The sequence below is a fragment of the Streptomyces sp. NPDC012510 genome (assembly GCF_042955065.1).
In the GTDB taxonomy this organism is placed as follows: Bacteria; Actinomycetota; Actinomycetes; order Streptomycetales; family Streptomycetaceae; genus Streptomyces.
The window spans coordinates 214,277-229,104 of record NZ_JBIBEN010000014.1 but is presented as its reverse complement, the minus strand read 5'-3'; the positions used below and the strand labels follow the sequence as shown (position 1 = coordinate 229,104).

Annotated in this window: 10 protein-coding genes; 6 read left to right on the top strand and 4 right to left on the bottom strand. The window is 71.0% G+C overall.

What is annotated here, in order from left to right; all coding sequences use genetic code 11:
• Positions 1 to 118 precede the first annotated feature (118 nt).
• Positions 119 to 3,181 (top strand): excinuclease ABC subunit UvrA, encoded by a 3,063-nt coding sequence (gene uvrA, locus ACFY9I_RS26055; RefSeq protein WP_391005550.1) that lies wholly within the window; start codon positions 119 to 121, stop codon positions 3,179 to 3,181.
• A gap of 182 nt (positions 3,182 to 3,363) precedes the next feature.
• Here the strand turns inward: uvrA and ACFY9I_RS26050 are convergent, their stop codons facing one another.
• Positions 3,364 to 3,936: a YceI family protein gene (locus tag ACFY9I_RS26050; protein WP_391005548.1), complete on the bottom strand. Its 573-nt coding sequence runs from the start codon at positions 3,934 to 3,936 to the stop codon at positions 3,364 to 3,366.
• Between the two features lie 101 nt (positions 3,937 to 4,037).
• Here ACFY9I_RS26050 and ACFY9I_RS26045 point away from each other — a divergent pair, with 101 nt between their 5' ends.
• Complete coding sequence (locus ACFY9I_RS26045) at positions 4,038 to 4,892, top strand: helix-turn-helix domain-containing protein (protein WP_391005546.1); 855 nt, start codon at positions 4,038 to 4,040, stop codon at positions 4,890 to 4,892.
• 109 nt (positions 4,893 to 5,001) lie between these two features.
• Here the strand turns inward: ACFY9I_RS26045 and ACFY9I_RS26040 are convergent, their stop codons facing one another.
• The 3 genes from ACFY9I_RS26040 to ACFY9I_RS26030 all read right to left on the bottom strand — a co-directional run bounded on the left by ACFY9I_RS26040 (position 5,002) and on the right by ACFY9I_RS26030 (position 7,923).
• A complete protein-coding gene (locus ACFY9I_RS26040) occupies positions 5,002 to 5,913 on the bottom strand; it encodes a PfkB family carbohydrate kinase (RefSeq protein WP_391005544.1) in 912 nt (303 codons plus the stop codon).
• Between the two features lie 440 nt (positions 5,914 to 6,353).
• Positions 6,354 to 7,334: a hypothetical protein gene (locus ACFY9I_RS26035; RefSeq protein WP_391005542.1), complete on the bottom strand. Its 981-nt coding sequence runs from the start codon at positions 7,332 to 7,334 to the stop codon at positions 6,354 to 6,356.
• 214 nt (positions 7,335 to 7,548) lie between these two features.
• Positions 7,549 to 7,923 carry a response regulator gene (locus ACFY9I_RS26030; RefSeq protein WP_391005540.1) on the bottom strand — a complete coding sequence of 125 codons (375 nt, stop codon included), beginning with the start codon at positions 7,921 to 7,923 and terminating at the stop codon, positions 7,549 to 7,551.
• Positions 7,924 to 8,127: 204 nt separating this feature from the next.
• On the opposite strand from ACFY9I_RS26030, the gene ACFY9I_RS26025 reads away from it, so the two are divergent.
• The 4 genes from ACFY9I_RS26025 to ACFY9I_RS26010 all read left to right on the top strand — a co-directional run bounded on the left by ACFY9I_RS26025 (position 8,128) and on the right by ACFY9I_RS26010 (position 14,823).
• On the top strand, positions 8,128 to 9,516 hold the full coding sequence (locus ACFY9I_RS26025) for an extracellular solute-binding protein (protein WP_391005538.1): 1,389 nt from the start codon (positions 8,128 to 8,130) through the stop codon (positions 9,514 to 9,516).
• A 149-nt stretch (positions 9,517 to 9,665) separates the two neighbouring features.
• Entirely contained in the window at positions 9,666 to 10,967 is a 1,302-nt protein-coding gene (locus ACFY9I_RS26020) for an extracellular solute-binding protein (RefSeq protein ID WP_391005536.1), read from the top strand.
• 174 nt (positions 10,968 to 11,141) lie between these two features.
• A complete protein-coding gene (locus ACFY9I_RS26015; RefSeq protein ID WP_391005626.1) occupies positions 11,142 to 13,823 on the top strand; it encodes a PAS domain S-box protein in 2,682 nt (893 codons plus the stop codon).
• A gap of 328 nt (positions 13,824 to 14,151) precedes the next feature.
• On the top strand, positions 14,152 to 14,823 hold the full coding sequence (locus ACFY9I_RS26010; RefSeq protein ID WP_391005535.1) for a response regulator: 672 nt from the start codon (positions 14,152 to 14,154) through the stop codon (positions 14,821 to 14,823).
• Positions 14,824 to 14,828: the final 5 nt, after the last annotated feature.

The following is a 14,828-nucleotide window of genomic DNA, read 5'->3' as shown; positions in this document are numbered from 1 at the left end:
GCCCGGGATTGTTGTGGGAACGGGGAAACAGGACCGGCGCTGTCAGTGGCTCCCCCTAGTCTGTGGAGGACGGGGGCTCCGGCCCCTGTCACTTCACTCAAGAAAGGTGCGGACCGGCGTGGCCGACCGTCTCATCGTCCGTGGCGCGCGCGAGCACAACCTGAAGAACGTCTCGCTCGACCTGCCACGCGACTCGCTCATCGTCTTCACGGGCCTGTCGGGGTCGGGCAAGTCCTCGCTGGCCTTCGACACGATCTTCGCCGAGGGGCAGCGCCGGTACGTCGAGTCGCTCTCCTCGTACGCCCGGCAGTTCCTCGGGCAGATGGACAAGCCCGACGTCGACTTCATCGAAGGTCTGTCCCCGGCGGTCTCCATCGACCAGAAGTCGACCTCGCGCAACCCGCGCTCGACGGTCGGCACGATCACCGAGGTCTACGACTACCTGCGTCTGCTCTTCGCGCGCATCGGCAAGCCGCACTGTCCCCAGTGCCGTCGGCCGATCTCGCGCCAGTCGCCGCAGGCCATCGTCGACCGGGTGCTGGAGCTGCCGGAGGGGAGCCGCTTCCAGGTGCTGTCGCCGCTGGTGCGGGAGCGCAAGGGCGAGTTCGTCGACCTCTTCGCCGACCTCCAGACCAAGGGGTACAGCCGCGCGCGGGTGGACGGCGAGACGGTGCAGCTCTCCCACCCGCCCACCCTGAAGAAGCAGGAGAAGCACACCATCGAGGTGGTCATCGACCGCCTCACGGTGAAGGACTCCGCCAAGCGCCGCCTCACCGACTCCGTGGAGACCGCCCTCGGCCTCTCCGGCGGCATGGTCGTGCTCGACTTCGTCGACCTCCCCGAGGACGACCCCGAGCGCGAGCGCATGTTCTCGGAGCACCTGTACTGCCCTTACGACGACCTGTCCTTCGAGGAGCTGGAACCCCGTTCCTTCTCCTTCAACTCGCCCTTCGGTGCCTGTCCCGACTGCTCCGGCATCGGTACGCGCATGGAGGTCGACCCCGAGCTGATCGTCCCGGACGAGGACAAGTCGCTCGACGAGGGCGCCATCCACCCCTGGTCGCACGGCCACACCAAGGACTACTTCGGCCGCCTCATCGGAGCCCTCGCGGACGCGTTGGGTTTCCGGACGGACATCCCCTTCGCCGGGCTTCCGCAGCGTGCGAGGAAGGCCCTGCTGTACGGCCACAAGACCCAGATCGAGGTCCGCTACCGCAACCGGTACGGCCGCGAGCGCGTGTACACCACGGCCTTCGAGGGCGCCGTCCCCTTCGTGAAGAGGCGGCACAGCGAGGCCGAGAGCGACGCCAGCCGTGAGCGCTTCGAGGGCTACATGCGCGAGGTGCCCTGCCCCACCTGTGAGGGCACACGCCTGAAGCCGATCGTCCTCGCGGTCACGGTCATGGAGAAGTCGATCGCCGAGGTCTCCGCGATGTCGATCAGCGACTGCGCGGACTTCCTGGGCGAGCTGAAGCTCAACTCCCGCGACAAGAAGATCGCCGAGCGGGTGCTCAAAGAGGTCAACGAACGGCTGCGGTTCCTGGTCGACGTCGGCCTGGACTACCTCTCGCTGAACCGCGCGGCCGGCACGCTCTCCGGCGGTGAGGCCCAGCGCATCCGTCTGGCCACCCAGATCGGCTCCGGCCTCGTCGGCGTGCTCTACGTCCTCGACGAGCCCTCCATCGGTCTGCACCAGCGTGACAACCACCGGCTCATCGAGACCCTGGTCCGGCTACGCGACATGGGCAACACGCTCATCGTCGTCGAGCACGACGAGGACACCATCAAGATGGCCGACTGGATCGTCGACATCGGCCCCGGCGCGGGCGAGCACGGCGGCAAGGTCGTGCACAGCGGCTCCCTGAAGGAGCTGCTCGACAACGCCGAGTCGCAGACCGGGCAGTACCTCTCGGGCAAGAAGGCCATCCCGCTGCCCGACATCCGTCGCCCGCTCGACCCGACCCGGCAGCTCACCGTGCACGGCGCCCGGGAGAACAACCTCCAGGACATCGACGTGTCCTTCCCGCTGGGCGTCCTCACCGCCGTCACCGGCGTGTCCGGTTCCGGCAAGTCCACGCTGGTCAACGACATCCTGTACACGCACCTGGCCCGCGAGCTGAACGGCGCGAGGAACGTACCGGGGCGCCACACGCGCGTGGACGGCGACGACCTCGTCGACAAGGTCGTGCACGTCGACCAGTCACCGATCGGACGCACCCCCCGGTCCAACCCGGCGACGTACACGGGCGTCTTCGACCACGTGCGCAAGCTGTTCGCCGAGACCACCGAGGCGAAGGTCCGCGGCTATCTGCCCGGCCGCTTCTCCTTCAATGTCAAGGGCGGCCGCTGCGAGAACTGCGCGGGCGACGGCACCATCAAGATCGAGATGAACTTCCTCCCGGACGTCTACGTCCCGTGCGAGGTCTGCCACGGTGCCCGGTACAACCGGGAGACCCTGGAGGTCCACTACAAGGGCAAGTCCATCGCCGACGTCCTGAACATGCCGATCGAGGAGGCCACGGACTTCTTCGAAGCCGTCCCCGCGATCGCCCGCCACCTCAACACGCTCAAGGACGTCGGCCTCGGCTACGTCCGGCTCGGCCAGTCCGCGACCACCCTGTCCGGCGGTGAGGCGCAGCGCGTCAAACTCGCCAGCGAGCTGCAGCGCCGCTCCACCGGGCGCACGGTCTACGTCCTGGACGAGCCGACCACCGGGCTGCACTTCGAGGACATCAGCAAGCTCCTCAAGGTGCTCTCCGGCCTGGTCGACAAGGGCAACACGGTCATCGTCATCGAGCACAACCTCGATGTCATCAAGACCGCCGACTGGGTCGTCGACATGGGTCCCGAGGGCGGCGCCGGCGGTGGCCTCGTCATCGCCGAGGGCACGCCCGAGCAGGTCGCCGGGGTTCCGGCCAGCCACACGGGCAAGTTCCTGCGGGAGATCCTCGGCGCTGACCGGATCAGTGACGCCGCCTCTGTAAAGGCGCCGCGCAAGGCCGCGGCCAAGAAGACGGTCGCCGCCGGGTCGACGGCCAAGAAGACGGCGACGGCCCGGACGGCCACGGCCGCCAAGAGCACGCCGGCCAGTAGCGCAGCCACCAAGAAGACGGCTGCGGCCACGAAGAAGGCGACACCCGCGACACCCGCGAAGAAGACCACGCGGGCGCGCAAGGCCTGAGGCCTGGTGGCGCGCAAGGCCTGAGGCCTGGTGGTGCGCAAGGCTTGAGGCCTGGCACGGTGCGCGAGGTCTGAGGTGCCAGACGGGCAGGGCGTGTCAAGTCCGGAAAAATGCGGCGGCCCGCGGGAACTCCCCGCGGGCCGCCGCACGTTCCACCATCAGCGGCCCTGGCCCTGCAGTGATCAGCCCTCCCGCCGCACGGGCTCGACGAACTGCATGTCCAGTTGCACCTTGACAACATCACCGAGAAGACCGGCCCCGAAGTCCAGCCCGAAGTCGCTGCGCCGGATCTCGCCCGTCGCCTCGAACCCGGCGTGCCTCCTACCGTCCCCGGGGGAGTCCACCACCCCACCGAACTCGACGGCGAGCGTCACCGGCCGGGTCACGTCGCCGATGGTCAAGTCCCCTTCCATCGCCCACTCCTCGCCCGCCCCACGCACCCGCGTCGAGCGGAAGGTCATCGTCGGACGTTTCTCGACATCGAGCAGATCGGCCGAGCGCGTGTGCGCGTCACGGTCGGGGTTCCCGGTGTCGAGGGACGCCAGAGCGATCTCCGCGCTCACTCGCACGTCGTCGACCGTCCCACCGGCGTACAACTCGGCCGTGAACTGCTCGAACCGGCCCCGCACCTTCGCGATCCCGAGGTGCCGGATCGTGAAGTTGACGGCCGAGTGCAGCGGGTCGAGTTCCCAGTCGCCGGGGGACAGGGGCAGAGCGGTGGAGTTCGGGTCGGGTGAGGTGCTGTCCTGAGTCATGCCTCCACCATCCGTCGTACCGCACCTCGGAAGGGAGACCGGGCCGATGGTGGTAGTACGAGGGCCACCCTCGGCGGCGGCACACCCTGTACGTTCGAAGGGTGAGCGACAACGAGTTGGCCGACTTTTTGCGCAGCCGCCGCGAGGCCATCACCCCTGCCGAGGTGGGCCTGCCCACTGGAGCTCGCCGCCGCACCCCCGGCCTGCGCCGCGCCGAGCTGGCCACCCTCGCCGGAATCAGCGTCGAGTACCTCACCCGGCTGGAACAGGGCCGGGATCGCAATCCCTCGCCCCAGGTGCTCGGTGCCCTCGGCGACGCGCTGCACCTGCGGGTCCCGGACCGGATCCTGTTGCGCCGACTGGCCAAGGAGAGCGGCGACGACAAGGCGCTCTGCACGGCGGCCGCCCCGCCGCTCCGCACCGTGCGCCCCAGCGTACGGGCCCTCCTGGACCGGCTGGAGCCCACCCCGGCCGTGCTGCTCAACTGGCTCGGCGACATCGTGGCGTTCACCTCCGGCTATGAGCGGTTCGCCCGCCCACTCGGGCTGCTCGACGGCGACCAGCCCAATGTCATGCGGTATCTGTTCACCGACGAACGGGCCCGCGTGGTGTATCCGGCCTGGGAGCGACTCGCCGACGAACAGGTCGCGCACCTGCGCCACGAGGCCTCCCTGCAGGATCCGTACGTCGCCGCCCTGGCCGATGAGTTGACGGTCACCGCGGGAGCCCGGTTCACCCTGCGGCTGAAAGCCGTACCGGCGATGCCGCTGCGCAACGGCACGGACCTCGTCGAGCACCCGGAGGCGGGGCGGCTGCGCCTGTCGTACGAGACGCTCGCCCTGCCGGACGACGGTCAGCGCCTCACCGTCCACCTTCCGGCCGACGAGGCCACCGCCATCGCCCTCGACCACCTCAACGGCCGCGGATCCGGGGGCCTGCGCGCGGTGAGCGGCTGACCGGTGGCTCAGCCGAGGCGCTGGTGCGCGGGGCGACGTGCCGCCTCTGCCGTCTCCACCGCGTCCGCCGCCTGTTCGGGCCGCGCGGGGTCCGCACGGCTGAGGCGGTTCAGACCTCGCCCACCTCCGCCGCGTACGGCGGCTCCGCGCCCGCTCGGGAGCAGGTGATCGCCGCCGCGCGGGCTGCGAAGCGCAGCAAACGGGTCCAGTCGTCGGCGCCCAGGTCCGTGAGGGCTTCGGTGGAGAGGGCGTTCCAGGTTGCCAGGCCGTGGAGCAGGGCCGCGTTGACCGTGTCGCCGGCGCCAATGGTGTCGACGACGTCGATCTCCTCGCCCGGTACGGAGTGCTTGAGTCCGGCGCGGGTGTGGACGGTCAGGCCGTCGCCGCCGTGGGTGATGACGACCGCCGAGGGCCCGGAGTCAAGCCACAGACGTGGGGTGCCGCCCAGCCACTCCGCGTCCTCCGCCGAGAGCTTGAGAAAGGACACCGAGGGCAGCCAGCTCTTGAAGCGGGCCCGGTAGGTGGCCGCGTCGGGGATCAGAACCGGCCGGATGTTCGGGTCGAGAGCGGTGAACAGGCCCTGGGCGGCAGTGGCGTGCAGCAGCTTCTCGTACGCGCTCGCGCCAGGTTCCAGGACCAGCGAGCAGGTGCCGAAGGAAACCGCGCGGGTGCCCTCGGGGAGCCGGTCGGGGGCCTCGAACAGCCGGTCGGCGCTGCCCTCGACATAGAAGGAGTACCGGGCCGCGCCGTCCTCGCCGACCGGGGCCAGAGCGAGCGTCGTCGGCTCGGGGCCCCGCTGTACGGCGGTCACCTCCACGCCCGCGTCGCGCAGACCGTCCAACAGGGCTTCGCCATAGGCGTCGTACGACATCCGCGAGCAGAATGCGGTGGGGGAGCCGAGGCGGCCGAGTGCCACCGCCGTGTTGTAGGGACCACCGCCACGCGCCGGCCGTAGATCGGCGAGCGTGCCCGCGCCCCTGGGGACCAGATCGATCAGGGCTTCACCGGCGACGACGATCACGAGGCGGATCCTTTCTCGGAACTCTCGGCCGGAAGGTATCCCATGCGCCTGACCACCGCGACGGCCGCTCCGCGACGGCCGCTCCGCGACGGCCGCTCCGCGACGGCCGCTCCGCGACGGCCGCTCCGCGACCGCCGAGCACTGCAAGGGTTGGGTTGGGTGCCGCGAGGGTGGGATGTCGCGAAGGCGACCACCTTGTGCGGGGCCCCGACCGTCACGTCCGCCCCTCACGACGCCTCATGCCGCAGCATCGACCCGGCCGACACCCAGGTTCCCTGACGCCCGACCACCCCTGTCGCCCGACCACCCCTGTCGCCGGACAACCCCGGGCCGCCGGACAACCCCGGGCCGCCGGACAACCCCGGGCCGCCCGGCTCCCTGATGTCCGCTCCCCTATAAGCCGCCCCCGGACTCTCAGCCGCCGTCCCGCCTTCGGCCGCTCACTCCCAGTCCCAGCTGATCCCCACGATGCCTGTGCGTACGCGGGGTTCGACGAGGTGGACCGAGCTGTGGTGGCGGCTCAGGGGGAGGGGGTGGCGGCCGCTGCGCGGGGCCGCCGCCGAGTGCTGGTTGAAGCGGTGGCAGCGTACGGGCAGGGCGCGTTCGTCGAAGCGGACCTGGAGGGCGTACTGGCCGCCCGCCGAACGGAAGCCGCGGACGTACTCGGCGCAGACACCGGCAGTGCCGTCGTCGAAGCCGTAGCGGAAGAGGAACGTGTCGCCGCTGCGCAGCCGCGTGTCGAAGAGGAGTTCCGCGACGAGGACCCCCGTGTCGTGGTCCCACCGCACCCGCCCGCTGCGGCAGTTCTCCAGCGCTCGGACGGCCATCCGCTCCGGTGCGCACCCCGGGTCACCGTGGTGGACGGCCACATAGCGGTCGACACCGTCCTCGTGGGCGCGCACGATGTGCTGGGACTCGCGGCCCAGCAGCTCCCGCCGCGCGCCGACACGGACCCGCTCGTGGTGGCCGACGGTGTGTACCCCGCCGTCGAACGGCACCCCCAGTTCGGAGAGAAGCCGTTCCAGGACACCGGAGGCCTCCACCACCGAGCGGTACGGCCGTCCGGCGGGCCGTTCCGGGCCGAGGTGCTCGTCGGCGTGGCCGAGCAGCCGGATCAACGACTCCTCAGGGAGCTGGAGGATCTCCTCCAGGGCCCGCACGGCCCGCAACGACTCGGGGCGCTGCGGGCGCCGGGCACCCTGCTGCCAGTAACTCAGGCTGGTGACGCCGACCCTGACCCCGTAGCGCGACAGATGGTGCTGCACGCGCTGCAGCGGCAGACCGCGGGCGGCGATCGCGGCGCGCAGCGCGACATGGAAGGGGCCGCCCCTCAGGACCGACTCCAATTCCTCCGTGGCGACGTCCGTCGTGGCGACGTCCGTGATCGTCGCGACGTCCGCGTGCTCTGTGGCGTGCCGCATGCAGGGGCCTTTCTGTGGAGGAGTGCGCGACGGATGCTCGGACCGCGCGGGCCGACGGGGGCGCCCGTAGGGCGCTCGGGGGGACTCGGCGGCCGTCCGTCTTCACATGCGTACGACGGCGTTCCTTGTCCCGAGTTCCCCCGCATTGAAGCGTGTTGACCCTGTCCCGACAACACCTGATGTGTGACATGGCCGGACATCGCCCTCGAGGCCCTCAAGGCGCCCAGGACCCGTGATCCGGCCCCAGGAGCTCCCGCAACGCGTGTCCCGAGAGCTTCGACTTGTGCAGAAAGCCCCGGGCGGGACTGGCGGCGACGAGTTCGTGGATGTCGTCCAACGGGTGCGTGGAGGTGAGGACGATGACGGACGAGGCGGTGCGCGCGAGCTTCGGTGCGAGGTCCAGTCCGCTCTCGCCGTCGAGGTCGATGTCCAGCAGGACGAGATCGGGGGCCAGCTCCACGGCCCGTGCCAGCGCCTCCGTGCCCGTGGAGGCCACGCCGACGACGCGAATCCCGTCGCGCTCCAGCAATGCGCGGGCAGTCTCCAGGAACCGGGCACTGTCATCGACGATGAGACAGCACATGGACATGGTCACAGCCTCCCGAGGCGGGCGTGGACACACATCCCGGCTAGCCGGAAAGTGTCGGCCCCGCCGGATTCCGGTTAGCCGGAATGTGCTGAAGTCCCGTGCCGGGTCCAGGGTTCCCTCTCACCCAGGGAATCGAACGCGACACCAGGAGTAGCATGTCGCTGCCCTGGGGGCCGTGTCGTCCGGTCGAGTTGGGGGTGTGCCATGAGAATGCCGCGCCGGGACCTCGGAAGAAGGCGTGTTCGCCATGCCCTGATGTCGGGTTTGGCGGCGACCGCACTGCTGTTGGCCGGATGCAGTGCCGGGGACGAGGACAGCCGGTCGATCGAGGGGGAGAAGGCGGCGGGGGACACCACCTGCGACGGGAAGATCGAGGGCACGGCCCACATCACGATGTGGTTCCACGCGGGACAGAGCGGTGAGCAGAGCACGCTGCGCAGCCAGGTCAAGGAGTTCAACAAGGCCCAGCGGCAGGTGCGGGTCGAACTGGTCACCCTGCCTGAGCAGCGCCCGTACAACGAACTCGTCCTGTCCGCGGCGGCCAGCGGCGACCTGCCGGACCTGCTCGACTTCGACGGCCCCAATCTCTACAGCTACGCCTGGTCCGGCACCCTCAAGCCGATCGACTCCTGCGTGCCCGAGAGGATCCGCGACGACCTGCTCCCCTCCGTCCGGGCGCAGGGCACGTACGACAAGCGGTTGTGGGGCGTCGGCACGTTCGATTCCGGACTCGGTCTGTACATACGGCCGTCGGTGCTGAGGGAAGCGGGCGTCCGCGTCCCCAAGGGTATCGACGACGCCTGGACAGCCGAGGAGCTGACGGAGATTCTGCGCACCCTGCGCGCGGAGGGCTACGAGACCCCGCTGGACCTCAACTTCGCCGACTCCAGGCTCGCCGACGAGTGGAACACCTACGCCTTCGCCCCGGCCGTGTGGTCCGCGGGTGGCGACCTCATCGACCCCGAGGAGTTCCGCACGGCCGACGGGTACCTCAACGGCCCCGAGGCCGTGGGAGCTCTCACCACCATGCAGAGCTGGGTCGACGAGGGATACGTCGACCGGAGCAAGGACAAGAGCGGGTTCCTGAAGGGGCGCAGCCCCATCTCCTGGATGGGGCACTGGAGGCACGGCGAGTTCAGCGAGGCCCATCCCGGCGATGTGGCGATCGTGCCGCTGCCCGACTTCGGGACGGGACCGGTCACCGGCATGGGTTCCTGGCAGTGGGGCATGCCCTCCGGGGACGCCGACGGCGACGCGGTGTGGGCGTTCCTGGAGTACCTGTTGCGGCCGGAGCAGGTGGTCAGGATGAGCGAGGCCAACGGCGCCATCCCGGGGACCGAGCGAGCCGTGAAACGCTCCCCGTCGTACGACGAGGACGGCGCGGAGCGACTGTTCATCGAGCAGTTGCGCAGCGGGGTCGCCCGGCCCCGGCCGCAGACGCCGGCGTATCCGTCGGTCACCGTGGCCTTCTCGCACGCCGTCGCCGACGTCGTCTTCTCCGGGGCGCCCGCCCAGAAGACGCTGGACGAGGCGGTCGCGGCCATCGACCAGGATCTCGCCGCCCACGACGGTTACCCGAAGAGCGGTCCGTGACCCGCGCCGCCGGGCCACGGCGAAGCACCGCGGGGGCACCCGGACGGCCCAGCGGGGCGAGGACACCCGCCCACCGTTCCGTCGCGGTATCCGCCCACCGTTCCGTCGCGGTACCCGCCCGCCGTTGCGTCGGGGCGCTCGCGCTGTGTATGGCCCTGCTGCTCGGGGGCTGCGACGTGGGCGGGGACCGCGGCGAGAACACCCGACGCGGCGCCGACGCGACCTGTGACGGGCGTATCGACACGCCCGCGCAGATCACGATGTGGTTCCACGAACCGGCGGCACGCGGCGAACTGGACGCCGTACGGGCCCAGGTGAAGGCGTTCAACACCTCCCAGGACGAGGTGAAGGTCCGTCTCGTCAGCCTGCCGGAGGGGGAGTACGACGACCTGGTCCGTACGGCGGCGACCGACGGCGAACTGCCCGACCTGCTCGACTTCGACGCCCCGAAGCTGTTCAGCCACGCCTGGGCGGGCGACCTCCGGCCGATCGACTCCTGCGTCCCCGAGGAGCTGCGCGCCGACCTGCTCCCCTCGGTCCTCGAACAGGGCACCTACCGAGGCAGGTTGTGGGGCATCGGCACCTTCGACTCCGGACTCGGCCTGTACGTACGGCCGTCGGTGCTCAAGAAGGCGGGCGTCCGGATCCCGAAGGGCGTCGGCGACGCCTGGACCGCCGACGAGTTCACCGGCATCCTGAAGAAGCTGCGCACGCTGGGCTATGAGAGCCCGCTGGATCTCCACCTGCCGTGGGTCGGCACCGAATGGGGAACGTACGGGTTCGCGCCGGCGGTGTGGTCGGCGGGCGGCGACCTGATCGAACGCTCCACCTATCGAACGGCCGAGGGAGTGCTCAACGGGCCGCGGTCGGTCGAGGCGCTGACGACGCTGCAGGGCTGGGCGAAGGCGGGATACGTGGACGCGAACAAGGACTCCGGGGCCTTCCAGAAGGGCAGGAGCCCCGTGTCCTGGACCGGCCACTGGTGGTACGGGCGCTACACCGAGGCCCACCCGGGCGACATCGCGCTGGTGCCGCTGCCCGACTTCGGCACCGGCTCCGTCACCGGGATGGGGTCCTGGCAATGGGGCATCCCCGCGGGCACGGCCGACGGGGACGCCGTCTGGCGCTTCCTTGCCTTCCTGCTGCGCCCCGACGAGATTCTGCGCATGACGGACGTCAACGGCGCGATACCCGCGACCGGCACCGCGATCGAACGCACCGCGGCGTTCGCCGAGGGCGGCCCGGCGCGCCTCTACATAGACCAACTGCGCGACGGGACCGCCCGCCCCCGGCCGCAGACCCCCGCCTACCCGGCGATCACCGAGGCCTTCGCCGAGGCGTTCGCCGAGATCATGCGCGGTGCGCCCGTGCGGCCCGCCCTGGACGAGGCGGTGCGTACCGTCGACAAGGACCTCGCGGACCACAGCCACTACCCGCCGACGGGACCCTGAGGACCGGCCGTGCTCCGCCCCTCGTCCCGCAGACGACTCCCCGCCCCACCGCCCACCGCGGCGCGAGTCGGACGACTCCCCGCCCCACGGGCTACCGAGGCGCGCGTCCCCGGACGGGCCGCGACCGCGGGGACCGTGCCCTTCCTGGCCCGGTTGCGCGTCGGCCCCAAGCTCATGCTGCTGGTCCTGCTGCCGGTCACCGTCCTGCTGGCCGTCACGGCCCTCGCCGCCGTGACCCAGTGGGAGGAGGCGCGGACCCTGCGCGACTTCGACAACGCGGTCGAGGTGTCCTTCGCCACCAGCGAGGTCGCGGAGGCCGTCGCGCGCGAGCGGATCGCCGCGGTCGAGGCCCGGCTGAGCGGCGAACCGGGGTCCCTGCGCGGGCGGTCCGAAACCCAACGGACCACCGACGAGGCACTGCGGCGCGCCATCGGGGGATCCGTCGGCCGGCCGGTGCCCGACGTCGCCGGCGTCCTCGACGCCGTACGCCGCCAACTGCACGCCCTCCGGGTACAGACGGGCACGGGATCACTGGACGCCCGGGCCGTGGCCCAGAAGTACGAGGTCATCGAGAACAAACTGATCGACGTCGTCGCCGCACTCGAATCCGGGCGCCCCACCCGGGCCTCGGGGCGCGCGGCCGACGCCCACATCGCGATGGTCCGGGCCGTCGCCGCCGCCGAGAGCGAAAGGGCGGAACTCGCCATCCTGTTCCACACGCCCGGCGACGGACACGTCCACGCGACCGCGGGCCGCTGGACCGAACTGGAGAAGGCCCAGTTGAGGGCATTCAGGCAGACCGCCTCCGACGCCCTGGAGGCGGAACTGCACACCGCGATCTTCCAGGAACCCGGACGCCGGGTCCGCAAGGCCCGCGACCTGCTCGCCGACACCGAGCACCGGCCCGCCGAGTGGCCCGCGTACCAGGTCTGGCTCACCGACTCCGAGGAGTACGTCGACGCCCTGCGCGGCATCCAGGAGCGGGCCGCCGACGAACTCCACGTGACCGCCCACCGCGATCTGCGGGCCACCCGCGTCCAGGCCTTCACCGAACTGGCCGTCTCCCTTGCCGTCCTCGGCCTCGTCACCCTCCTCGCACTGGCCCTGCGCCGATCGATCACCCGCCCCCTCGGACAGGTCTCCGAGGGAGCCCGCGCCCTGTCCGACGGCGACCTCTCCTACGACATCCGCTACGCGGGACGCGACGAACTCGGGGACGTCGCCGACACGTTCCGTGAGCTGCGGGTGACCAGCGAGCGGCTGGCCGGCGAGATCCGCGCCATGAACACGGCGATCGACGCGGGCCGGCTCGAACACCGGGCCGACGTCGACTCCTTCGACGGCACCTGGGCCCTGCTGCTGCGCGGCATGAACGGCACCATGTCCTCCTTCGCCGCCGCCCACGGCCGCCGCAGAAGGGCCGAACGGGAGCTGGAGGGCATCTTCAACCTCTCCCTGGACCTGCTCTGCATCAGCGACGTCGACGGCTACTTCAAGCGGGTCAACCCGGCCTTCGAACGCACTCTGGGCTATCCGATCGAGACGCTGACCTCCCGGCCGCTCATCGACTTCGTCCACGAGGAGGACCGGGACATCACCCGCGAGGCTCTCGCGCTGCTGGCGAGCGGCGCCGAGGTCGCCGAGTTCGTGAACCGGTACATCCGCGCCGACGGCACCGAGTGCTGGCTGCAGTGGAGCGCCCGGCCGGTCGCCGAGGAAGGCCTCGTCTACGCCGCCGCCCGTGACGTCACCGAGAGCCGCCGGGCCTCGCTGGAGCAGGCCGCGCTGCGCCGGGTCGCCACCGAGGTCGCGCGCGGGGTGCCGCCGGCCCAGGTGTTCACGACGGTGGCGGAGGAGGTCGGGGCGCTGCTGGACACGGCCGCCGCCGTACTGCGGTACGAACCCGACCGCGGCGTCACGGTCCTCGGCGCCGCCCACGCGCGGGCCGACGCGACCGCCGAGGCCGCCCGGATGATCCGCCGGGAGGGGGCCCGCAGGACCATCGACCAGGTGGCCCGGACCCGGTCCGCCGCCCGATCGGGCACCTCCGTGGGCGCCCCCATCGTCGTCGACGGCCGGCTGTGGGGGGTCGTCGTGGCGGCCTCGCTCCTGGATCCGCTGCCGGACGGCACCGAGTCCCGGCTCGCCGACTTCACCGAACTGATCGCCACCGCGATCGCCAACGCCGACAGCCGTGCCCAGCTCACCGCCTCCCGTGCGCGCGTGGTGGCCGCCGGGGACGCCTCCCGTCGCCGTATCGAACGAGATCTCCATGACGGTGTCCAGCAGCGCCTGGTCTCCCTCCAACTGGAGCTGCGGATGACGGAGACCCTGGTGGAGGACCGCTCCTCGGAACTCGCCCGGCAACTCGACCACCTGGGCAAGGGCCTCGACAGCGTCTTCCAGGACCTGCTCCGGGTGGCCCGGGGCATCCACCCCGCCGTCCTCTCCCGAGGCGGCCTCGGCCCCGCCCTGCGCGCCCTGGCCCGCCGCGCCGCCGTCCCCGTGGAACTCGACCTCGGCTTGGCCGGCGCCCGCTTCCCGGAACAGGTCGAGGTGGCCGCGTACTACGTCACCTCCGAGTGCCTCACCAACGCCGTCAAGCACGCGCGCGCGAGCGTGGTCACGGTGGCGGCCGAGGAACGTTCGGGCGTCCTGGAGCTGGTCATCGCCGACGACGGTGTCGGGGGAGCGGAACCCGACAAGGGGTCGGGCCTGATCGGGCTCATCGACCGGGTGGAGGCGATCGGCGGCCGGTTGACCGTGACCAGCCCGCCGGGCGCCGGTACGACGCTGACGGTGCGGCTGCCGGTGACGCCACCGGAGGAGGCCGCGGACGACCTGCCGTACGCGTGACCGCCCGGAACGACGCGTCGTGCGCGACCGCCCGAAGCGTACGCGGTGAGGCCCGATTCAAGGGGGAGTCCGGGACTCGGTACGGACGTACGTTCCGGGCGGTCGGGTCGGACGGCGGAGACGGCCGTCCGCTCCGGGGCAGGCGGACGCCCACCGTCCTCGTCCGAGGCGGCCGGTCGACCCGCGCTGCACTTTCGAGCATGGCGCGTGCACGTTCAGGTGTCTTCCTGGCCCGCCCCCAACTAGGCTTCCTGCTAGCCGTAAGACCCGTGTTCAGGCAGGCTGTTGGAACAAACGGGACAGGTCGGGCAAGGGGGAGACCGAGACCATGGAGGCCGATCAGCATCCGGTGCGCGGGCGAGTGGTGCTCGCGGACGACGACGTGCTTCTGCGGGAGGGGCTGGCGAGCCTCTGCGAGCGCGTCGGCTACGAGGTGGTGGGGCAGGCCGGCGACGCCGCCGGGCTCATGGACCTCGTGGAGAACGAGCTGCCGGACATCGCCATCGTCGACATCCGCATGCCACCGACGCAGTCCACCGAGGGGCTGAAGGCGGCCGGCGCCATCCGGGAGCGGTATCCGTCGGTCGGGATCCTGGTGCTCTCGGCGTTCGTCGAGGTCGAGGACGCGTTGGAGCTGCTGGCCGGTGGGCGCAGCATCGGCTACCTGCTCAAGAGCCGCATCACGGTCGTGGACGAGTTCCTGGAGACCCTCGACCGCATCCGGCGGGGCGGGTCCGTGGTCGACCCGTCGCTGGTGCGGGAGCTGGTCGCCGCGCAGCGACGCGACGACCCCTTGTCCATGCTGAGCAACAGGGAGCGTGAGGTCCTCGGCCTCATGGCCGAAGGGCGCTCCAACGCGGGGATCGGGAGGCGGCTGTGGGTGACCGAAGGGACCGTCGAAAAGCATGTGCGCAGTATTCTGGGGAAGCTGCGGTTGCCCGAGGAGCCGGATGATCACCGGAGGGTGCTCGCGGTTCTGACGTTTCTGGAGACGCGTTAGACCGC

Excerpts from the sequence above, each read along its gene's own strand:
- ACFY9I_RS26050 (WP_391005548.1), bottom strand. The coding sequence starts at position 3,936 with ATGACTCAGGACAGCACCTCACCCGACCCGAACTCCACCGCTCTGCCC.
- ACFY9I_RS26025 (WP_391005538.1), top strand. The coding sequence starts at position 8,128 with ATGAGAATGCCGCGCCGGGACCTCGGAAGAAGGCGTGTTCGCCATGCC.
- ACFY9I_RS26035 (WP_391005542.1), bottom strand. The coding sequence starts at position 7,334 with ATGCGGCACGCCACAGAGCACGCGGACGTCGCGACGATCACGGACGTC.
- ACFY9I_RS26030 (WP_391005540.1), bottom strand. The coding sequence starts at position 7,923 with ATGTCCATGTGCTGTCTCATCGTCGATGACAGTGCCCGGTTCCTGGAG.
- ACFY9I_RS26020 (WP_391005536.1), top strand. The coding sequence starts at position 9,666 with ATGGCCCTGCTGCTCGGGGGCTGCGACGTGGGCGGGGACCGCGGCGAG.
- ACFY9I_RS26010 (WP_391005535.1), top strand. The coding sequence starts at position 14,152 with ATGGAGGCCGATCAGCATCCGGTGCGCGGGCGAGTGGTGCTCGCGGAC.
- ACFY9I_RS26015 (WP_391005626.1), top strand. The coding sequence starts at position 11,142 with ATGCTGCTGGTCCTGCTGCCGGTCACCGTCCTGCTGGCCGTCACGGCC.